Annotated in this window: 20 protein-coding genes and 2 pseudogenes; 8 read left to right on the forward strand and 14 right to left on the reverse strand. The window is 67.8% G+C overall.

Going from position 1 to position 18,666, the window contains the following annotated elements:
• Positions 1–91: 91 nt before the first annotated feature.
• Positions 92–487 (reverse strand): hypothetical protein, encoded by a 396-nt coding sequence (locus ACH34W_RS39260; RefSeq protein ID WP_395966264.1) that lies wholly within the window; start codon positions 485–487, stop codon positions 92–94.
• On the reverse strand, positions 484–813 hold the full coding sequence (locus tag ACH34W_RS39265) for a type II toxin-antitoxin system Phd/YefM family antitoxin (protein WP_395966265.1): 330 nt from the start codon (positions 811–813) through the stop codon (positions 484–486). The genes ACH34W_RS39260 and ACH34W_RS39265 overlap by 4 nt, the downstream gene beginning before the upstream one ends.
• A gap of 176 nt (positions 814–989) precedes the next feature.
• On the opposite strand from ACH34W_RS39265, the gene ACH34W_RS39270 reads away from it, so the two are divergent.
• Complete coding sequence (locus ACH34W_RS39270) at positions 990–1,463, forward strand: carboxymuconolactone decarboxylase family protein (RefSeq protein WP_395966266.1); 474 nt, start codon at positions 990–992, stop codon at positions 1,461–1,463.
• Positions 1,464–1,596: 133 nt separating this feature from the next.
• Here ACH34W_RS39270 and ACH34W_RS39275 read toward each other — a convergent pair whose 3' ends face one another.
• The 5 genes from ACH34W_RS39275 to ACH34W_RS39295 all read right to left on the reverse strand — a co-directional run bounded on the left by ACH34W_RS39275 (position 1,597) and on the right by ACH34W_RS39295 (position 6,598).
• Entirely contained in the window at positions 1,597–2,802 is a 1,206-nt protein-coding gene (locus tag ACH34W_RS39275) for a CU044_5270 family protein (protein WP_395966267.1), read from the reverse strand.
• The gene (locus tag ACH34W_RS39280; protein WP_395966268.1) at positions 2,795–3,352 is read right to left on the reverse strand and encodes an RNA polymerase sigma factor; all 558 of its coding nucleotides are present in this window, start codon (positions 3,350–3,352) and stop codon (positions 2,795–2,797) included. The genes ACH34W_RS39275 and ACH34W_RS39280 overlap by 8 nt, the downstream gene beginning before the upstream one ends.
• A gap of 104 nt (positions 3,353–3,456) precedes the next feature.
• Positions 3,457–4,461, reverse strand: a complete 1,005-nt coding sequence (locus ACH34W_RS39285; RefSeq protein WP_395966269.1) for a LacI family DNA-binding transcriptional regulator — start codon at positions 4,459–4,461, stop codon at positions 3,457–3,459.
• Positions 4,462–4,497: 36 nt separating this feature from the next.
• The gene (locus ACH34W_RS39290; RefSeq protein ID WP_395966270.1) at positions 4,498–5,097 is read right to left on the reverse strand and encodes a TetR/AcrR family transcriptional regulator; all 600 of its coding nucleotides are present in this window, start codon (positions 5,095–5,097) and stop codon (positions 4,498–4,500) included.
• A gap of 64 nt (positions 5,098–5,161) precedes the next feature.
• On the reverse strand, positions 5,162–6,598 hold the full coding sequence (locus ACH34W_RS39295; protein WP_395966271.1) for a DHA2 family efflux MFS transporter permease subunit: 1,437 nt from the start codon (positions 6,596–6,598) through the stop codon (positions 5,162–5,164).
• A 108-nt stretch (positions 6,599–6,706) separates the two neighbouring features.
• Between ACH34W_RS39295 and ACH34W_RS39300 the strand changes: the two genes are divergently transcribed.
• Together ACH34W_RS39300 and ACH34W_RS39305 are read left to right on the forward strand one after the other, a co-directional pair.
• Positions 6,707–7,348 (forward strand): TetR/AcrR family transcriptional regulator, encoded by a 642-nt coding sequence (locus ACH34W_RS39300; RefSeq protein ID WP_395966272.1) that lies wholly within the window; start codon positions 6,707–6,709, stop codon positions 7,346–7,348.
• A gap of 389 nt (positions 7,349–7,737) precedes the next feature.
• Positions 7,738–8,277 carry a hypothetical protein gene (locus ACH34W_RS39305; RefSeq protein WP_395966273.1) on the forward strand — a complete coding sequence of 180 codons (540 nt, stop codon included), beginning with the start codon at positions 7,738–7,740 and terminating at the stop codon, positions 8,275–8,277.
• 93 nt (positions 8,278–8,370) lie between these two features.
• Here the strand turns inward: ACH34W_RS39305 and ACH34W_RS39310 are convergent, their stop codons facing one another.
• Positions 8,371–10,056 (reverse strand): HEAT repeat domain-containing protein, encoded by a 1,686-nt coding sequence (locus ACH34W_RS39310; RefSeq protein ID WP_395966274.1) that lies wholly within the window; start codon positions 10,054–10,056, stop codon positions 8,371–8,373.
• Between the two features lie 225 nt (positions 10,057–10,281).
• Here ACH34W_RS39310 and ACH34W_RS39315 point away from each other — a divergent pair.
• The 4 genes and pseudogenes from ACH34W_RS39315 to ACH34W_RS39330 form a co-directional block, all read left to right on the forward strand.
• Positions 10,282–10,460, forward strand: a pseudogene (locus ACH34W_RS39315) (transposase); the annotation flags it as partial.
• Between the two features lie 252 nt (positions 10,461–10,712).
• Positions 10,713–11,771, forward strand: coding sequence for an IS110 family transposase (locus ACH34W_RS39320; protein ID WP_395966275.1), 1,059 nt, complete (start codon positions 10,713–10,715; stop codon positions 11,769–11,771).
• Positions 11,772–11,946: pseudogene (locus ACH34W_RS39325) on the forward strand (IS30 family transposase); the annotation flags it as partial.
• Between the two features lie 102 nt (positions 11,947–12,048).
• A complete protein-coding gene (locus tag ACH34W_RS39330; RefSeq protein WP_395966276.1) occupies positions 12,049–12,666 on the forward strand; it encodes a hypothetical protein in 618 nt (205 codons plus the stop codon).
• Positions 12,667–12,890: 224 nt separating this feature from the next.
• Here ACH34W_RS39330 and ACH34W_RS39335 read toward each other — a convergent pair whose 3' ends face one another.
• From ACH34W_RS39335 to ACH34W_RS39355, 5 genes are all read right to left on the reverse strand, one after another.
• Positions 12,891–14,522, reverse strand: a complete 1,632-nt coding sequence (locus tag ACH34W_RS39335; RefSeq protein ID WP_395966277.1) for a hypothetical protein — start codon at positions 14,520–14,522, stop codon at positions 12,891–12,893.
• Between the two features lie 19 nt (positions 14,523–14,541).
• A complete protein-coding gene (locus ACH34W_RS39340; protein WP_395966278.1) occupies positions 14,542–15,444 on the reverse strand; it encodes a CU044_5270 family protein in 903 nt (300 codons plus the stop codon).
• Positions 15,437–16,009, reverse strand: coding sequence for an RNA polymerase sigma factor (locus ACH34W_RS39345; RefSeq protein WP_395966279.1), 573 nt, complete (start codon positions 16,007–16,009; stop codon positions 15,437–15,439). Before ACH34W_RS39345 ends, ACH34W_RS39340 begins: the two co-directional genes overlap by 8 nt.
• Positions 16,010–16,152: 143 nt before the next feature.
• Complete coding sequence (locus ACH34W_RS39350; RefSeq protein ID WP_395966280.1) at positions 16,153–17,289, reverse strand: hypothetical protein; 1,137 nt, start codon at positions 17,287–17,289, stop codon at positions 16,153–16,155.
• Positions 17,286–17,774 (reverse strand): SigE family RNA polymerase sigma factor, encoded by a 489-nt coding sequence (locus tag ACH34W_RS39355; RefSeq protein WP_395966281.1) that lies wholly within the window; start codon positions 17,772–17,774, stop codon positions 17,286–17,288. Before ACH34W_RS39355 ends, ACH34W_RS39350 begins: the two co-directional genes overlap by 4 nt.
• Before the next feature lie 139 nt (positions 17,775–17,913).
• Here ACH34W_RS39355 and ACH34W_RS39360 point away from each other — a divergent pair, with 139 nt between their 5' ends.
• Complete coding sequence (locus ACH34W_RS39360; protein WP_395966335.1) at positions 17,914–18,129, forward strand: TIM barrel protein; 216 nt, start codon at positions 17,914–17,916, stop codon at positions 18,127–18,129.
• 121 nt (positions 18,130–18,250) lie between these two features.
• Here ACH34W_RS39360 and ACH34W_RS39365 read toward each other — a convergent pair whose 3' ends face one another.
• Positions 18,251–18,631 carry a hypothetical protein gene (locus ACH34W_RS39365; protein WP_395966282.1) on the reverse strand — a complete coding sequence of 127 codons (381 nt, stop codon included), beginning with the start codon at positions 18,629–18,631 and terminating at the stop codon, positions 18,251–18,253.
• Between the last annotated feature and the right edge of the window lie 35 nt (positions 18,632–18,666).

The following is an 18,666-nucleotide window of genomic DNA, read 5'->3' on the forward strand; positions in this document are numbered from 1 at the left end:
TTCTAGGGTGACCCGCACCCGCGAATTCAGGACAATTCCGACGCCCTGGAAAACCGAAGCCCTGGAAGGACCGAAGCCAACTCCCCCGGGCCTAGGGCGTCCGGTGCGTCGCCACTCCGTACGGCTCGTACACCTTCTCGTGGAAGGTCAGCACGGGAAGTTGTAGGTTGCGCGCCGCCCAGACGACCGATGCCTGGAGCGCGTACTCCGCCGGGTCCGGTGTGGGCTGGTGGCCGACGGTGGAGGCGATGGTGATCGCATCTGCGCCGGTGATCTCCTGGATCTTGATGACGGCCTGCAGGTCGTCGTGGAGGAGCCACGCGAGACGTTCAGAGGCCCGGGGGTGCGCCGTCGCGGCGGCGAGCACTGACGGCACGGGCACGACCAGCATGTGGCGTAGTTCCAGGCAGCGGGCGATCGCGGCGCTCAGGTAGGCGCCTCCGCTGGCGTGGTCGGACAGGAGGGTGTGGTCGACCACACAGCTCATGCGGCGGTGCCCTGCCCGCTGCCGCTCTTGCCAGAGCCGTCAGAACCGGCCGCCCACGCCTTGGCGTCGGCGATCTGATCTGGGTCGAAGTTCTCGCTCATGTACCGGTCGACCTCGGCCGCGCCGCGCGCCCTGGTCTCGGCGTTGAAATAGGCCGCGGGCAGCGCTTCGGGACGCAACACCGACATCGGCCCCAGGACGCCCACGGCATGGCCGTTCTTGGTGATGACGATGGGTTCCCCGGCCTGGTTCGCCTGATCGAACGCATCTCCGAGCACCTTGCGGACCTCGGTGAGCGGCAGCTCCCGGTACATGGGCTCTTCCATATTCGGATTGTACAGCCGATGTACATAGTCGACCCAGGAGTCTCTCGATCCCCGCGGAGTCTCTCGATCCCCCGCCCGATCGCGGCAGAGTGAAGCACATCACGTCCGTCTGGATGTCACATCGGCTCGGGCTGTTCCGTCGATGGGTTGTAGACCAACACGGCAAGGAGATCACTATGGACGCCCGATTCAACTACTACGGCAACCCGATTACGGCCAAGTACATGAAGTACCTCCAGTCGGCGGCCAAGGTCGTGACGGACTCAACGCTGCCGACCGCGACGCAGCACCTGGTGGAGATCCGCGCCAGCCAGATCAACGGCTGCGGCTTCTGCACCGATATGCACACCAAGGACGCGACGCACGCCGGGGAGACCCCGGTGCGCCTCAACCTGGTCGCGACCTGGCGGGAGGCCACGGTCTTCACCGACGCCGAGCGGGCCGCCCTCGAACTGACCGAACAGGGCACCCGCATCGCCGACGCCGCCGGTGGCGTCAGCGACGAAGTCTGGGCCAACGCAGCCAAGCACTACGACGAGGACCAGCTCGCCGCCCTGGTGTCCTTCATCGCCCTCATCAACACCTGGAACCGCATGAACGTCATCACCCAGCAGCCCGCCGGCGACTACCAGCCCGGCCAATGGGGGTGACCCGCGCGCCTTCTTGCTGGTGATTGGGCGTTGAAATGGGTGCGCCTCGCCGTTCGCGCCCTTGAAAATTGGGCGAGCGCGAGCGGCGAGGCGCGGGACGGCGTGGAGGCCGTCTGGAGGTGCCGTCGGAGGGTCAGTCGAACGGGAGATCGGCGGGAGGCGTCGGCTTGGTGTCGGTCCACTTCGCCGAGCGGACGGTCGAGTACTCGATGATGAAGCCCGGCTTCATCTCCGAGTACTTGCCGCCGGGGCTGGTCAGCACGTCCTGCCGGGACAGCAGCTCGCCGGTGCCCTCATCGAAGATGATCACTTCGCGGGAGCGGTAGGTCCCTCGCTCGGCCTTCGGTCCGCCGTACTCACCCGTGGTCGTCGTGGCGAAGTCGTCGGAGGCCAGTGCGACGCCCTCGCGGCCCAGCGGGTCGGTGGCGCGGCCGATCGCGTGGACGCCGGGCTGGTTGGCCAGCGCCCGCATCAGGCCCGCCCGGACCTTCGGCGGGACCGGATTCGACCCCAGGACCGACGACACCATCGAGATCTGGGTCCTGGCGTTGGCAGCGCCGCGCATCCCCGCCGCGCGCTGCGCCTTCGCCGCCTTCCCCGCGGGGGCTCCCGATCCGGCCATCCCGCCTGGGCCCAGGAACATCTTGGCGAGTTTGGCCGGGTCGGTCGGCAGGTTCTGCAGGTCCTCGACGGACTTGTTCCCGTCCAGGAACTTCCCGCCACCACGGGGGTACGTGCCCTTTTCCGGGCCGTCCAGCTGCCACTTCACCGGCTTGCTGGAGAAGGTGAGGGCTTTGTCGCCGGACCAGACGGGGAAGGTCGACGGTGATCCGGCCTTGCGCCACAGTGCCTTGTCCTGTGCGGTTTTCAGGTGGGCGGGGAGGTCGCGGCCGGCGTACCCCTCGCCCATGCCGGTCTTCGCGCCGGACCAGTTGAACGTCTCGGTGAGCGCACCGTCGATCGCGTAGGTCCCGGTCTTCGGACGCATGATGTAGGCCTGGCCCTGGATCACGTTGGTGTACCAGTAGTTGCCGCTCGGCTGCTGCTCGGCCTTCTGCGCCGCCGCGAGGACCGCCCCCTTGGCGTCCAGGTTCACCTGGCCGGGCGGCGTGACCGTGGTGTTCTCACCGCCTCCTCCTCCGACGAGCGTGATCGCCACGGTCAACGCCGCACCCACCGCGATCAGGCCGCCGCCCAGTCCCCACCGGAGCCGGGGCAGCGTACGGCGCCGCGGCTCGTTCAGCATCGCCTTCACCTGGGCGATCTCCTGGGCCAGTTGCTGGGGGCTGGGACGGGGAGGCTCGGCGTAGCTCTCGCGGACCATCCGGACCTCATCCATGTTGTTCCTCCAAAGTGCGCATCGGATTGGTCCCGCCCAGCGCCTTGCGCAGCTTGGTTCGGGCACGGTTCAGCCGGGATCCGACCGTGCCATAGGAGATCCCCAGCGCCGCCGCGACCTCGTCGTGGCTGAGGTCGGCCAGGGCCACGAGCAGCAGCACGTCGCGCTGGCCGCGCGGCAGCGCCGCGATGGCCCCGGCGAGTTCGCCTCGCAGACCCTGGGCACTGACCCGCGAGTCGACCCGTTCGGCGTACTCCTCGGTGTGGCGGCCCGGGCCAAGGCGAGCGCTGGCTCGCAAGGCCCGGATCTCGGCCCGCTGGTGCCTGCCGACGACCTTGGTCGCGATGCCGTACAGCCAGGTACGGACGCTCCCGCGTTTCGGGTCGTAGCGCCGACGTTGCCGGAATGCCTCCAGGAACGTCTGCGCCGCGACGTCGGCGGCGGCGTCCGGGCCGAGCCGCTTGGCCGCGTATCGACGGATCTCGGCGAAGTAGGCGTCGAAGACCTCGTCGAAACGCTCGTCCAAGCGGGGCGGGGGATCCCCTGTCATGTGGTGCCTTTCCATGGCGCGGATGGCGGTCACATGGGTATCAACCGCAACTGGCTTTTACTTTCCCGCCTTTTCGGCACGATTTTTTTGAACGGCCGGCGGCATCAGGCTGATGCGCGGATGACCAGGCTGGTGTCGCAGATGACCGGTCTCCCAGTCGGCGATGTGTCGCGGATCTGGGTGAGCAGCATCTCGACCATCCGCTGCCCCATCCTTTCGGTGGGCTGGTGGACGGTGGTGAGCGCCGGTTCCGTCCGCGGGGCGATGGCCGAGTCCTCGAAACCGATGACGGCGACGTCGTCGGGGACGCGTCGTCCTTGCCGCTCGAGTACGCGAAGCGCGCCGGCGGCCATGTTGTCGGAGGCGGCGAACACGGCGTCCAGCAACGGTTCGCGTTCGAGTAGTTCTTGCATGGCCGCGGCGCCGCTGGTCTCGCTGAAGTCGCCGTAGGCCACCCGTTCCCGGCCGCCGGAGAGGGCTTGCCGGTATCCGGTGAGCCGGTCGATGCCCACTGCGGTGTCCGGTGGCCCGGCGATGGTGGTGATGCGCTGGCGATCCTGCTCGATCAAGTACTCGGTGGCCTGCCGGGCGCCGCCCTTGTTGTCGGCGTCAACGTAGCGTCCCTGCACCGTGGCGGGATCAAATGGGCGGCCGCCCAGGATGGTCGGAATGCCGCCGCTCGCCAGGAGGCCGGGAAGCGGGTCCTGCCGGAGGAGCGAGATCACCATGACGCCGTCCACGCGCTGTGTACGCAGGTCATCCGCCAGGCGTGCGCGGTCAGCGGGCGAGTGCGTGAAGGTCAGCATCAGCTTCATCTCGGCCGCGCCGGTGGCGGAGCTGATGCCGCGCAGGATCTCCCCGAAGTAGGGCTGCTCGAACGGGCGTCCGCGTTCCTCCGACAGCACCAGGGCGACCACACCTGTGCGCCGGGCGGCCAGCGTACGAGCGGCGTGGTTGGGCACATAGCCGAGCTCGTCGATCGCCCGGAGCACCGCCTCCCGGGCCTGAGCGCTGACGGCGGCCGAGCCGTTGACCACCCGCGATACGGTGCCGCGGCTCACCTTCGCCCGAGCGGCGACCTGCTCCAACGTAGGATGTCCCGCTGACATATCCCTCCCTTTTGTGTCCCCACATCTATACAACCTCTATGGCGAGAAGGCTTTGAGGGTGATGTCGACGAGGGAGTCGGCGTACTCGGCGGTGAGCGGGCCTGTGCGGTGCAACCATCGCTGGAAGAGCGGGGCGTAGAGCACTTCGAGGACCAGGTCGAGGTCGGCGTCCGCGGCGAGCTGGCCTGCCTGCTGTGCGCTTCGCAGGCGAGCCTTCTTGGCGTCGTCCACGGGCCGGGCCAGCTTCTCGCGGTATTGGGCGGCGAGGTCGGGATCGTTGACGATCTCGGCGTTGAGCGCCCGGATCGGCTTCTCGAAGCCCGGGTCGGCGAACTCGGCGGCCGTCGCGCGCATGACGAGCTTGAGGTCGGCCTCGATGTCACCGGTGTCCGGCAGCGTGATGCCCTCTCCCCCGGTGTTCTCGCTGAGCGCCAGGAAGGAATCGAAGATCACGGCACCCTTGGACGGCCACCACCGGTAGATCGTCTGCTTGCCGACACCGGCTCGGGCGGCGATGGCTTCGATCGAGACCTTCCGGTACCCCACCTCGGAGATCAGTGCTCGGGTGGCCTCAAGGATGGCCTGCCGGGACCGCTCGCTACGCCGGGAGCCATCCGGCGTCCTGTCGTTGGACATGAGTCGAGCATAGGCCCCTCGCGAGACGGAACGGTTCGGTTAGGCCGCACGCCGCACGCCGGAGTCAAGGATTCGTCGTCTGCGTTGTTGGCTTCGTCTGCTCACCGCGCCGACACCGGACTTTAGGCAGCAGAAGGGCTGGGACGACGGCGAGGAGCGTGAACGCCACGCTCCAGGCGAACGTGTGACCGAACGCGGTCGCCTGCCCGGCCACGCCCGGGTGGTCGGTGAGTTGCCGTTGCAGGACGACGGCGAGAACGGCCGCGCCGAAGGACCCGCCGACCTGCTGCATGATCCGGGTCATGCTGCTGGCATGCGGGATCTGCTCGGGAGCCAGGCGGTTGAAGGCGCCGACCATGACGGCCATGTTGACCGCGCTCAGCCCGGCACCCCGCGCGACGAGCGCGGCCGCCAGGACCAGGCCGCCGGCGTGCCGGCCTGCCAGGGCGAAGGGCACGGTGCCCAGCGCGGTGAGCGTGACGCCGGCCAGGATGACCGGCCGAGGCCCGATGCGGTCCGCGAGGCCGCCCGCTCCTCGCGCGAGGAGGCTGCCGAGTCCCTGAGGGGCCATCAGCAGGCCGGCGGCGATCACGCTTTGGCCGCGTAGCTGCTGGTAGTACAGCGGCAGCAGGAGCATGGACCCGTACAGCGCGAGCCCGGACAAGAACAACAAAGCCGAGGACGCGGCGAACGAACGCTCGCCGAGCAACCTCAGCTCGATCAGTGGATGCGCGATGCGCAGCGCGTGAAGGACGAACCCGGCGAGCAGCAACGTCCCGGCCATCAGCGGGACGACCACCTCGGCATGGTCGAACGCACCCTGGTCGCCGACCTCGGCCAGCCCGTAGATGAGAGCGGCGAGCCCTGGCGAGAGCAGTAGCAATCCCGCCCAGTCCAGCCGGTCACCATCCTGCGGAGAGTCTGCCGGCAGCCCGCGGTAGGCCAGCAGTATCGCGAGCACGCACAGGGGGACGTTGACGAAGAAGATCCATCGCCAGCTGAGGTGACCCACGATCAGGCCGCCGATGACCGGGCCGAGAATCGGTCCCAACAGAGCGGGCAGGGTGACCACGGCCATCAGCCGCCCGATGTTGCGGCCGCCGGAGGCCCGCAGCAGAAGCGTCTGCAAGACCGGCAACATCAGCCCGCCGCCGGTGCCCTGCACCACCCGGAAGACGATCAGCGAGCCGACGTTCCAGGCGACGCCGCAGAGCATGGAGCCCGCCAGGAAGATGACCAGCGAGAACAGCCATATCCGCTTGGCGCCGAAACGCTCGGCCGCCCACCCGGTGATCGGTATCGCCATCGCCACGGCCAGCAGATAGCCGGTGGTCACCCACTGAACGGTCGACACCGGCGCCTTCAGCTCGCGGCCCAGCGTATGGAGGGCGACGTTCACGATCGTGCCGTCCAGCAGCGGCGCCATCGCGCCGAGGACGAGGATCCCGGCGAGCTTGAGCACCGCCGGATCCAGCCGCTCCACGCGACTCGTTCTGCCCATGGCCATGGCCACCTCCGCTTGGCGACGTTTCAACAAGAGACGCTTCGTCTCTAATTCTCACGGTATGCTCGCCCAACAAGAGACGCAAGGTCTCTAAAGGAGGTCACGGTGCCGGAGGCACGGCAGAGCGGTGAACGCCGGGCCGGTGAACGCCAGAGCGGTGAACGCCAGGCCGGCACGCGCCGTCGCGGCACGGCGCTGGAGGCCACGATCCTGGAGGCCGCCTGGGAAGAGCTGGCCGCCGTCGGGTACTCCCGCCTGACCATGGAAGGAGCCGCGGCCCGTGCTCGTACGGGCAAGCAGGTTCTCTACCGGCGCTGGCGCAACCGGGCCGAACTCGTCATCGCCGCTCTGCGGCATCGCACCGGATCCATCGCCGACCGGATCCCCGACACCGGTGACCTGCGCGGCGACGTACTTGCCGTGCTCCGGCAGATGGCACAGCGTCACCGCGACATCGGCGCCGACGTCATCCATGGCCTTTTGGCAGACGCGCCTGACTTGGACCCGCGGTTCTTCGCAATCATGAACGACGTGATGGGCACCGTGCTCAAGCGAGCCGCCGAACGCGGCGAACTCACGTTCACCGACCTGAGTCCCCGCGTCGTCACCTTGCCAGCCGATCTCCTCCGCCACGAGATGCTGCTCACCCGCCATCCCCTGGCCGAGGCCACCCTCGTCGAGATCGTGGACGATGTGTTCCTGCCCCTGATCCGCGCCACGGCAAGCGCCTCGCCCCACGACAAATGATCCGCGCTAAGGCAGGCGCCCCACCGTCGGACAACCCCTCGTTGTGACGACCTGGCGGGCAAGCGCCACCGCTCGACGACCAGGGCGCGGAGGCCATTGCGCGGCCGGCGCATGGATGCCGAAGATCTGCAGGTCCGCAGCGTGCAGTCTGCAGCCGATGGCGATCACGCGGGAACCGCTGACGGCGACTGGTCGTCTGAGCCGTGATCAGATTCCGTCTCATCATGGAGCGGCGTATGCGCTGGCCAGTCGTTATGTTGCCCGGCATGCTGGCCATGACCGCATGCGGGTCGCCGGGCCCACGTGACGCGGCATTGCCTGCGTCGCCGAAACCCTGCGCCGAACGGACCAGCACGGCATCCCCGAAGCCCACGCCCACCGCGACGCGGGTGACGTGGCGCGCGGAAGAGATGAGCGACGGGTCGGTGCGGATGACGGTCGGCGATGTGGACGCGGCGCCCAAGCATCCGGACGCCGAACGCGTGGTCGACCATCGTGCGCCGTTCCGTCCGTACGAGTGCGACACCGTGCGGATCATCAAGGTGCGCGGCTGGTGGTGCACGACGACGGTCGAGAAGCTCGCGGTGTCGGGCGAGATCGTGGTCGGCGGCGCGGAGCCGCGGGCTCAGGTTAAGAGCGCCGGGTTCAGGACCCAGTGCTCGGGACGCCCTGGGCGCATGCGGCAGCGGTATGTGATTCAGCGCGACAGCTGGTCTAATTGGCGCTCGTATGGCGGGGTGGGAAAGACCGCCTGGACGAGGGGTCAGGACCAAGGCGGCGGCAAGGTGACCGAGGTCTGCCCCAAGGGGCGCGTTGGCAGTTACAACTACCGGCTGAGCGTGCATCTGGAAAGCGACTCGGCACCGATCGGGGACGCCTATGCGGTGAGCACCCGGATCCGCGCCGACTGCGGGACCGGCCTCAGCTGAACGTGCGATGGCTCCGGCGGCCAGCGCTGTCGTCAAGCGGTGACCTGCTGCTGCGGTGTCTGGACTGCTTTCTTGGTTCCATGGCATTCCGTGTCACTGATGCTGGAGGGCCTCCCGGCAGGCTTGCCGTAGGCCGGACGCATCGATGATGGGCGCGTAGTCCTCGCCATCCGGCATGCTCTTCCAGGGGCCCGCGAAGTTGTCGAAGTCCGCTCCCGCGCGCAGCACCTCGTCGGGTATCTCGCGGCCGTGCGCGGTTACGAGTCGTTCGAGGGCATGCATGGCGTCTTCCTTGTCCGGTTCGTTGTCGAGGTAGATCTCCTCGAGCATGCGCATCAACGGCTCCGCCGCCGCGGCCCCGGCCTCGACCACCTCGTCCCACTCGCGGGCGGCGATGGCCAGTTGGATGGGTTCGCCTGCCCATGACCACCGGCGAAGCCCTTCCGCGGCCCATGCTCGCGCCAGACGGGACGGCTCGGTGAGCAGCGGCGCGAGCACGTCGGCCCACTGCGGATCGTCCAGGTCCACGGCCACCAGCGCGGCGCGGGTGCGGACCTCCTCGTGCGGGTCCTGCACTCCCTTCCTGAGGATCTCGCCGTCCGTCCTGGCCGCGATCGAAAGCGCTGCCTTGCGAACTTCGTGGTGCTCATCGTCCAACCTGGCATGCAACGCGGCGACCGTTTCCGGGCCGTCAATCTTGCGCAGGGCGGCGACAGCGGCCAGCCGAATCGCCCAGTGCCGGTCGGTGAGACAGTCGCCGAGGGCGGCGACCGAATCCAGCCCGTCCATGCCGTTCAGGGCGAGGAGTATGACCCGGCGCAGCTCGGTGTTCTCCTCGCCAAGACGTTCGCGCAGGGCGGCGATCGCTTCGGGACCGCCAAGGCCGCGCAGCTCGCCGACCGCATCACGGCGGCAATCAGCGTCGCGGCTATGCAGCAGCCGGATCATCCCCTCGATGAGCCACCCTTCGCCAGGCTCGTTGGCGGGCGGAGGCGAGGTGGCCTCTTCCATGTCTTCGGGAAGGTTGGCCAGAAACGCTTCCAAAGTGGCGAACTGACCGATGAGTTCTTGCTCCTCGAAGGCCATGCTGTAGGGCAGAACGTCAGGCATGGCGATGGAACGCAAGGCCGTCGCCTCCATGCGCTGCACCGTGGCCGCCGCATGTTGGGCGGTGGCCGTGGTGTAGCTTCCCCCGCCCCACGGCAGGCCCGACGCGGTCCGGACCGAAGCGGCGCCATCGGCGATCTGTCTGAGCAGGGCCCTCGCGGCGTCGAAGTCACCGGCCCACACCAGCTGCCGGACCTCCCCCGCGAGATCATGCCTCAACTGTCTCGGGCGAACGGTTGAGAAGCGGTGGCCCCTCATGATCGTCCTCAACGCGTCCCGCGGCGCGGCGCGGTTTCCCTGGAAGTCACCATCCACCAGCGCATCGACGAGCGCGCCGAGGGCCCCCGGACCGCCGATCCGGCCGAGCGCCCTGGCGGCGGCCTCCCCGACCCGGCCGTCCTCGTCGTACAGCAGGACGGCCAGCCGATCGGCGGTGGCCCGGTCCCCGATCTCACCCAGCTTCACTGCGATCTCGCGGCGGGTCCCTGCGTGAGAGCTCTCTAGCGCGGCCAGCAGCGCCTCGACTGCGTCCTGACCACCGATCCTGCTCAGAGCCTCGGCGGCCCGGCTCACCATGTCGGGCCTGTCATGACGCAGCAACTCCGCCAGCCCGGCCACATCCCGCGACCGTTCCAACCCGTCCACCTTGCGACGACGCAATCCATCGAACATCACCCCACAATGGCAGAAATGCGTACCGACTCGGTGCCGGACTGTGACCGAACTGCGGACATCGCGGCGGGCATCCGACGCACGCCCTCGCGCACGCTCTCGTCAATCAAGGAGCTGTCTCGCCTGGAGCCGAACTGGTGATCGCCTTCACGGCGGTTGAGAGCATGTCGGGCGAGGTCGTCATCGGCATGTCCGCCTTACGTCGAAGGATTGGCCGGCGAGCACGTCCGCGACGCGCTCTTGCATACTTTCGCCGATTTGCCCGCCGACCTCGCCCGCTCGCTGACCTGGGATCAGGGCAGCGAGATGTGCCGACACGACGAGTTCACTCGCACCACGGGCATCCCGGTCTACTTCTGCGATCCGGCCCAGCCCCCTGGCAACGCGGCTCGAACGAGAACACGTATTGGGCAAGGTGGGTCGCGCGGGGTTGCTTCGACGGGAGAGGCTCAGCGTCGGGCGGCCGGGTGACTCGGAGAACACGTGCCGGAAGGCTTTCCGTTGATCTGTCCACGGCCGCCTGCAGGGTGAGAGCCCTGACCGGGAGTGACTTGATAGAAGCCTGCTGAGCCAGTCAACTCGCAATAGGTCTGTCCCCTGGTCAGGGCCCTCGCTGCTGTCCCGCCATCCGCCGCAGCTCAGAACAGGACTCTTCGATGGTGACAGTGGGGATCGACCCGCACAAGCACGTCCACATCGCGGTGGCCGTCGCCGCCGACGGCACGCGCATTGGCAAACCGGTGACCCTCAAGAACAACGCACTGCTCATCCCCACGCTGCTCACCTGGATCCGAGCGGTCACCGACGGAACGCCAGTCACCTGGGCCATCGAGGATGGACGCGGACATGCACGTCGGCTGGCCGACGGCCTGCTACTGGCCGGCCACCAGGTGGCCTGGGTGCCAGCACGCCTCATGGCCGCACACCGCAAGCTCCACGCCGCCACCGGAGCCAAGTCCGACACCGTCGATGCCACCGCGGTCGCCCACGCCGCCATCGCCACCCCCGGCCTGGACCGGCACCGCATCGACGAACACGTCCGCGAGCTGCGCGTCCTGGTCGACTACCGCACCGACCTCATCAAGCGCCGCACCATGGTCATCAACCAGCTCAAGGCGCAGCTGCACATCTGGCTCGACCACACGCCCGGCGATCTGGCCCGGCCCAAGCACGTGACCGCGCTGATCACTCTGCTGGACACCGCGCGGCTGAGCGCACACGTCGGTCAGGTGCTCACCGATATGGCCACCGAGATCGCCGATTTCAACCGCCGCGTCCATGACCTGGACACCACGATCAAGGAACTGGTCAGCCCCTTGGCTCCGACGCTGCTGCAGATCACCGGGATCAGCCACGCCTCCGCCGCGGTCCTGATCGCCGAGATCGGCGACATCACCCGGTTCCCCAGCTCAGCCAAGCTCGCCCGCTACACCGGCTGCGCACCAATCCCGGTCTACTCCTCCGACCAGGAGCGTCACCGCCTCCACCGCGGCGGCAACCGCCGCCTTAACAGCGTCCTCTACACCGCCGCCATCGTGCAGAAGCGCTTCCACCCCGGCGCCCAGGAACTCCTAGCCCGCCACGAACCCACCAAGGGCAAACGCGGAGCCCGACGCATCCTGCAACGCCACCTCATCGACGTCATCCACCGCGCGATGACCACCGACCAAGCATCCTGGGACCACCAGATCACACGGCACCGGCCCGCAGCTTGACATAGAAGCATCAACGGATTGCTACGCCAATACCTCCCGAAGGGCACCGACCTGTCCATCTACACCGCCGAAGACCTCGCCGCCATCGCGGCCGAGCTCAACAACCCCCCGCAAGATCCTCCACTGGCAAACCCCCGCTGAGCTCCTCGCTAAGCTCGTCGCAACAGTCGAATGACTGCGTGTTGCGACAGTTCCTGGAATCCGCCTGGTGCCACGTAGTGTCTCCAGCTTCGACATACGGGCAGGCTCCCGCGCGCCAGGAGCGAAAAGAGGACGGATGACGGTCAACGCTTATCGGAGTCGTCGGCTTGTGCTGAAGAAGAACGAGCCTGTCAGGTTGGTGGAGATGTTCGCCGAAGCTGCGGGCTGGAAATTCGCCGGCGTGCTCAACCGGGATCCGGAGCAGGAAATCAACTACGAAGCCCGGTGGAACGTGGACACCGCAACGTCTGTGCACTACATCATCGACGATGTCGGTATCGACAGCAGCGGGCAGCTCCGGTACATGCTCGTTCTAGGAGGAGAGAGGTCGCAGAGAGGCGAGATCCTCTCCCTGATGGAGAAGGGCATTAATGTCTGGACGCTGGACGAACTGACCGAGATTGCCAACCTCAGCTTTGGCAGCGGTCTTCCCGACGAACAAATGCGCGCCATGCTACGGCTCGGGCTCGGTGCCCCGCTCGCGGCCACAGAAGCATTCACGGAGCTGTTCGCACGAGGAAGTAAAGACCCGGCGCCGATCGTCCGGTACTCCACCTTGTGGGGGATTGTCCATGCGGAATGGTCAGAGTGTCTGGACATTGTAGAAGACCTAAACCACGACCCGCACCCGCAGGTATCCGAGTTCGCCGGACGCGTGCTCGAGGCATTCAGCTCCGTCGGTGATGGAACGTAGCGGCAGTGATCAACACCCGTCCCGAGAACGTGCACAGCCGCAGGTAGCGGCCTTATCCGACCGAAACTTCGTCAGTGCTACCGGGACCCCCGGGGGGAGAACCACTCGCGCTCAGGGGAACATGTATTCGATACTAGCCAAGAGATGTAACATTTGTCGGCAAGGCGGGCAGGCAGACGAGAACGCCCCGGGCCATGCGGCCTCGGGGCGTTCTCAGGTTTTTCTCAGCTGATGGCGTAGGCGCGGATGACAGTTTGGTGGACCACACCCGGGACGATCGTGCGTAGTGAGACGTGGCCGGAGGGCGGGTTGCGGAAGGACGCGGTTCCGCCGGGGCGGACCGTGACCGGCTGCCAGGTCTTGCCGTCGTCGAAGGAGATCGAGAACGCCGGCGTGGCGTTCGCGGGGAGGCCTTCGGGAATGAGGCTGATCTGCTGCTGCGAGCCCGGGCCGGCCCGGTTGCTCATGTCGAGGGTCGCGCGGTGGCGGACGACCGGCAGGTTGATGATCTTCTGGTCCTGGACATCGAGGTCCCAGACGATGTGCTGCCGGGTCGCGAGGTCCGACCAGGGGACCGAACGCTCGGCGTCCACCGTGAGCGTGTGCTTGCCGGGGGAAGGGCTGGGCCAGGGGCCGCCGGAGCCGGGGATGCTGCTGGTGCCCACGACGTTCCCGCTTGCGTCGCGCAGTGTCGAGGTTCCTCTCATCCCGTCACCGCTCCCGTAGGCGTGCCACGTGGACAACATCGCCACGTCGAGCGAGGTGTCGTCGGCGGCACTGAGATCCAGCACTCCGGCTCCGGGGCCGAAAGGAGCGTCGTTCCATTGGCGGGCGTAGATCCCCGGGCGTGAGAACCGTTCCGTGCGCACACTGATGTCGGCGTTCTCGAAGGCGCAGTCCGCCGTGGTGACGCCCTCGTCGAGTTCCCAGTCGAGCCCTGTGGTGAAGTATTCGGTGCGAGTGGTGGGCAGCGCGCCGGTCTCCGCGTAGAGCCCGGCTGTAACACCTATGCCCCAGTCGATGGAGGCGTGCGACCCGCCGCAGGCAGGCCCGCCTTGCCCGAAGTGGCGCGTCTGGACGACCGCCAGGTCTTTGCCGCGCGCTCGCAGGCTCGGGTCTGCGGGGATGCCCTCGGCGGCGGACGCCAGGTTGTACACGTAGGGACTGCCCGTCTGGGTTCCGTTGCGGGTCAGCGTCATTTGAAGGTGATAGGCGAGGCCGAGGCCCGGTGGGGCCGGCGTGATGTACAGGTCGGTACCAGTGAGGTTCAGTGCGGTGGCCTGGACCCGAGGGCCGATCTTCTGACTGACGAGGACGAGGGCATCGGTCAGCCGGGCGTCCTTGCGGTCCACCGCCACCTGGATCGGCCTGGCCTTCCGCGCGTCCAAGATCAGCGAGATGTCGCCCGTCACTGAGACCTTGGGCAGATAGACCAGCGTCTTGGAGCTCTTGCCGCCGGCTTCGGGAGTCGTGACGTAGGTGTAGATCGCATAGTCGCCGGGCGGGATCGGCTCCTCGCCATGCCCGTCCTGGATGTCCGCTCCCAATGGCCAGTCGCCGTTCAGCGGCCAGATGTAGGCGCGGCTGGCCTGCTCGGTCGTGGGCGGCTTACCTGAACGGTCAAGCACGTCGATCTTGATCGTGTGCGCGCCTGCCGTCCGCTTCTTCGCGGGTGAGCCGGCGCGCGACTCGCCGGGCATGCCGGTGACCACTGTTCCGCGCTTGAAGCGTTCGGGAATCGGCGTCGCCGACCCGGGGGAAGCCTGGGCCTGGGCGGTGGTGCCCACGGCCGGCAGGGGCGGTAGGACCAGCAGGGCCAGCACTCCGAGCCCGGCCGCCGTCTTCTTGATCAGCATAGTGAGACTCCTGCGCCGTCTATCGGGGCTGGACGTTCGTCCACGTGGTGGTGAGCGTGTACGTGCCCGAGGTGCTCCACTCGCCGCCGTCGATCCACACGAGAACATTGGTGTGGCGCAGCTGGGAGGTCGCCGGATCGATGACCATCCTGACCGTGTCCCCGGTCTCCGAGGGGAACTGCAGGCCCTGACCGCCGGGCGCCTTCCCGGTGCTCTTCACGTTCGGGTAGGAGGCGATCGCGCGGAAGGCGGCCGCGCGTGTCTTCGACGTGGTCGGCAGCGTGCTGATCAGGGAGACCAGCCCCTGGAAAACGCCTTGCTTCTGCTGGGCCGCGGTGAACCGCCCGGCGCTGGTCCTGAGGTCGCTGCGTTTCACGGCGTCGGTGATCCAGCCCTTGAGGTCATCAGGCGTGGTCGGCAGGCGCAGGAGCTGGTCGAGGCTCACCGAGAGGGGACCGATTCCCCATCGCTGATCGCCGATCTGGGTGAGCTGGCCGTCGGACTTCTTCCCCTTGAACCAGACCCGGCCGTCGCGCTTGATCCAGCGTTCGGTGGTCTCCGGCGCCGCGCCCGGGCGCGGCCTCTCCTCCAGCGTGATGTGCCAGTAGATGCCCTCGTCCGGCAGGGTCTCCGCGGTCGTGGCCGCCGCGAGGAGGACCTGCCGCGCGGACATCTGCCGATCCGGCGGGCTATTGGGCGTGTGTGGGGCGCCCGTCCCGGAGGAGACGAGCACGATCGCAGCTGCGGTTGCGGCGGCGGTGGCGGTCAGGCCGAGTCCGCCGGCCAGCCAGGCCTTCTTGTGCTTGCGGGCCGGGGAGGGATGGAGCATGGCGTTCTGCAGCTTGTGGCGGCCGTTGTCGACCGCCTCGCGGGGTGGTTCGGGCTTGGCCAGCAGGGTGGCGAGATCCTGAAGGTCATTCATTGACTTCCTCCTGGTTGATGGCGTTCTGGAGCTTCTTGCGGGCACGGCTCAGCCGGGAGCCGACCGTTCCGTACGAGATGTCGAGGGCCACGGCCACCTCCTCGTGCGTGAGCTGCGCGAGGGCCACGAGCAAGACGACGTCGCGTTCGCCCTGGGACAACTTGGTCAGGGCCATCGCGAGCTGTGGCTGCATGCGCTGGGCGGTCACCGAGGTCAGGACGCGGTTTTCGTGGCTGTCGGCCGCGCGCTCGTGCGTCCCGCGCGCGAGCGCCCGGTAGTGGTGGGCTTCCTTGCGCCGATGCCGGGCAACCAGGTTGGTGGCGATGCCGAACAGCCATGGCCGCAGCGCGCCCCGTCCGGGATCGAACCGATCGCGCTCGCGGAACGCGGTCAGGAACGTCTCGGCCGCGACGTCGTCCGCCGCCTGAACGTCCAGGCGCCCGGCCACATACAGATAGATGTCGCGGTGATACCGGTTGTAGACCGCGTGGAACTCCTCGGGATTCCGCCGGAACCGGGTGACCAGCTCGGCGTCGGTCGCCGGCTCGTCCACATCGGCCCTCAAGTCCCTGCCTCCGTCATGCGGACGCCTCCAAAGCGATGGAAAGTGGTCGGCTCACACCAACACTTCGCGACTCGCGCGAATCACTTTCCCGCCAGGATGCGAAGGCCCCGTCGGTCGATGCGAATCAACTCACCGCTGTTCGGTCACCAAGTGAAGATGGCCATTTTGTTTTCGGGGCCGCCGAGCTTGGTGGGGGTGCGCGCGCCGGTCTTGAGGTCCAGCCGTACGCCTTCGCTGTTCCGAAGGTAGAGCACGTGTCTTGCACTGCCGTCGACGACTGCGCCGCCGTTATCTCCGCCGGTCGCGACCCATTGGTCCAGGACGCGCTCGGGACCGCCTGGGTGCCTGGAGAGTTGCACTAGCCGCACCGAGTACGGTTCTGACAGCACGACGATGCGGTCACCGCTGGGAAGCAGCTGGGAAACTTCCGCGTCGCCCAGGTCGGAATAGCTCTGGGTGGGTCGCAGGATGCTTGGCCGGCTCTCTGGATCCAGGCGGCCCGCCGAATGCCCGGACGCCCACAAGAGTGAGCCGTCGCCGCCCCAGGCGAGGGCGGTGATGGCGGTAGGGCTGCCCCAGGTTGTGTTGCGCCCGGTGCTCAGATCCCAGACCGAGAGTCCCTCCCCGTTCCTGGTGCTCACCGTCATGGCCAGCCGGGTGGCGTCGGGCGAGACCGAGAGCCCGTCGAGCGTGGCCCACCGCGCAGGTTCGTTGGTGTTGGGGGTCGGGAGAGGCGGTGCGACGGCGTTCAGCTCGTTGGCCGTCGGCACCTGGGCGACCAGGACCGCACGGCCGTCCGGCCGGCCTTGGTCGTCCACGTGGACCCGGGCCACCATGTGCCGGCTGTTCAACGCCTTGCTGACGGTGAAGAAGAAGGTCCGGTTGTCGGCGGCGGCGGCCTCATATCCCGCCCACGCCACGTCATAGCCGGCCGGGGGCAGTGCCGTGCCCAGAACCTTGCCGGTGGCGACGTTCACGATCTGCGGATTCGACGTGTCCCTCCGTAGCGCGAGGGTGGGCGACTTTGCGGGCCATACCGGCGTGACTTCAACGGTGCCTGGTCTGAATGCCTGATCGTCGCTGCCGCCGTCTCCCCAGACAAGGGTCACGGTGAGCAGCACGACCAGGGTGGCGGCCACCGTGGCGATGACTCCCAGAATCGGGTACGCCTTGCGAGGGCGTGCCTGCGCCACCTCCCAGTCAGGCTCGGGTGGGACGGGGACGCCGGCGGTCCTGGCCTCGAACGCGTGTCGGAGACGGCTCTCCAGGTCGGTGGTCATCCTTCCCCTCCCAGCAGGTCTTCGAGATTGCGCAGCGCGCGGGAGATCGTTGACGAGACGGTCCCGCGGCTCACCTCGAGGGTGGCGGCGATGGCGTGGTCATCGAGATCCAGAAAGAAGCGCAGGACCAGCACCTCGCGCTGGCGCGGGGTGAGCCGTTCCATGGCCGCGAGCACTTCGGCCTGCTCCTCGTGCAGCAGAACGGCGGCCTCCGCAGACACGTCCGGCACGGGCCGAAGGACCTTGGCGTTCGCGGCGACCTTTCTGCGTCGCAGCGCTGATCGGCAGCCGTTGACCACGGACGTGCGCAGATATGCCTCGGGGCTCTCCGGCGCACCCTTGCGCCGCCACCGGCGGTGCAAGCCCAGGAAGGCCTCCTGCACCACTTCCTCGGCCAGTTCGTCGTCGTTGGTCAGCAACACCGCGGTGCGCACCAGCGTTCGCGCGTGTTCCTGGAACAACGCGGACAGAGCTTCACTTGACACGCCAGGGGCCCGCCCTCTCTAGAGCTTCTACCTAGGAAAGACGTCCGACTCCTCCGATTGCTGAACGAAAACTCGGGCAAACATCGGCGCTATCGGCGACCGCCTCCGCAAAGAGATCACCAGCGCCGCCGAGCTCCTCATCAACACGCACATCCATGACTCGGACGGCGTGGGCAGGGACCCCCACCTTCCACCGGGAGACGGCATCGTCGACTGGCCGGCAACAATGCGCGCATTCCAGTCGATCAACTACACCGGGCGCCACGTACTAGAGGTCCGCGGCGGAGACGATCCCCTCGACACCCTGCTGCGATCACGTAAGCGCCTGCTGTCGTTCGCCTTGAGGGCTGGGTGATATCAACGGCGCTCCCGCGTTGGCTCCGCCCGCCCGGGTCTTCCGGCAGGAAGGACCCAGACGGGCGGTCAGTGGTTATCGGAGGCCGCGGCCGATCTCGATGCGGTCACTGGGACGGGGGTCAAGAACAGGCGGCCTTGATCATCTTGTGGGTCGCCTCCTTGAGCCGGTAGTACCGCGTGCCGGTCCCGGCGCAGACATAGGTGGCCACGCCCTCGTTGCCGTCGTCGTGGGCGACCGTCACCCAGTTGGTGGTCCCGTTGGGACTCCGCTGCACGGTGACCGGGGCGGGGCCCTCCTCACCGGGCGGGTTGCAGATGACGTTGCGGGTGCCGACGATCTTCCCTGCGTGGTGGCTGATGGTGCTGGGGAACGTGCACGCGCGGGCTTGTACGTCTGCATGGGCGGGAGGCGCCGTCGCCAGCGACAGAAGCACGGCGGTGATGCCTGCGCCTGCCAGGGCGCGCGCGGTGTTGACACGTGTGAACCGGATCGTGCTCACGTTGGTTTCTCCTCAGTAGGAATGCCCGGGGTGCT

It is taken from the genome of Actinomadura sp. 6N118, from assembly GCF_044326415.1.
Taxonomy (GTDB): Bacteria; Actinomycetota; Actinomycetes; order Streptosporangiales; family Streptosporangiaceae; genus Spirillospora.

Coding starts and splice junctions, on each gene's coding strand:
- ACH34W_RS39310 (WP_395966274.1), bottom strand. CDS start 10,056: ATGTTCGATGGATTGCGTCGTCGCAAGGTGGACGGGTTGGAACGGTCG.
- ACH34W_RS39265 (WP_395966265.1), bottom strand. CDS start 813: ATGGAAGAGCCCATGTACCGGGAGCTGCCGCTCACCGAGGTCCGCAAG.
- ACH34W_RS39330 (WP_395966276.1), top strand. CDS start 12,049: ATGACGGTCAACGCTTATCGGAGTCGTCGGCTTGTGCTGAAGAAGAAC.
- ACH34W_RS39275 (WP_395966267.1), bottom strand. CDS start 2,802: ATGGATGAGGTCCGGATGGTCCGCGAGAGCTACGCCGAGCCTCCCCGT.
- ACH34W_RS39260 (WP_395966264.1), bottom strand. CDS start 487: ATGAGCTGTGTGGTCGACCACACCCTCCTGTCCGACCACGCCAGCGGA.
- ACH34W_RS39285 (WP_395966269.1), bottom strand. CDS start 4,461: ATGTCAGCGGGACATCCTACGTTGGAGCAGGTCGCCGCTCGGGCGAAG.
- ACH34W_RS39320 (WP_395966275.1), top strand. CDS start 10,713: ATGGTGACAGTGGGGATCGACCCGCACAAGCACGTCCACATCGCGGTG.
- ACH34W_RS39350 (WP_395966280.1), bottom strand. CDS start 17,289: ATGACCACCGACCTGGAGAGCCGTCTCCGACACGCGTTCGAGGCCAGG.
- ACH34W_RS39335 (WP_395966277.1), bottom strand. CDS start 14,522: ATGCTGATCAAGAAGACGGCGGCCGGGCTCGGAGTGCTGGCCCTGCTG.
- ACH34W_RS39290 (WP_395966270.1), bottom strand. CDS start 5,097: ATGTCCAACGACAGGACGCCGGATGGCTCCCGGCGTAGCGAGCGGTCC.
- ACH34W_RS39280 (WP_395966268.1), bottom strand. CDS start 3,352: ATGACAGGGGATCCCCCGCCCCGCTTGGACGAGCGTTTCGACGAGGTC.
- ACH34W_RS39270 (WP_395966266.1), top strand. CDS start 990: ATGGACGCCCGATTCAACTACTACGGCAACCCGATTACGGCCAAGTAC.
- ACH34W_RS39340 (WP_395966278.1), bottom strand. CDS start 15,444: ATGAATGACCTTCAGGATCTCGCCACCCTGCTGGCCAAGCCCGAACCA.
- ACH34W_RS39295 (WP_395966271.1), bottom strand. CDS start 6,598: ATGGGCAGAACGAGTCGCGTGGAGCGGCTGGATCCGGCGGTGCTCAAG.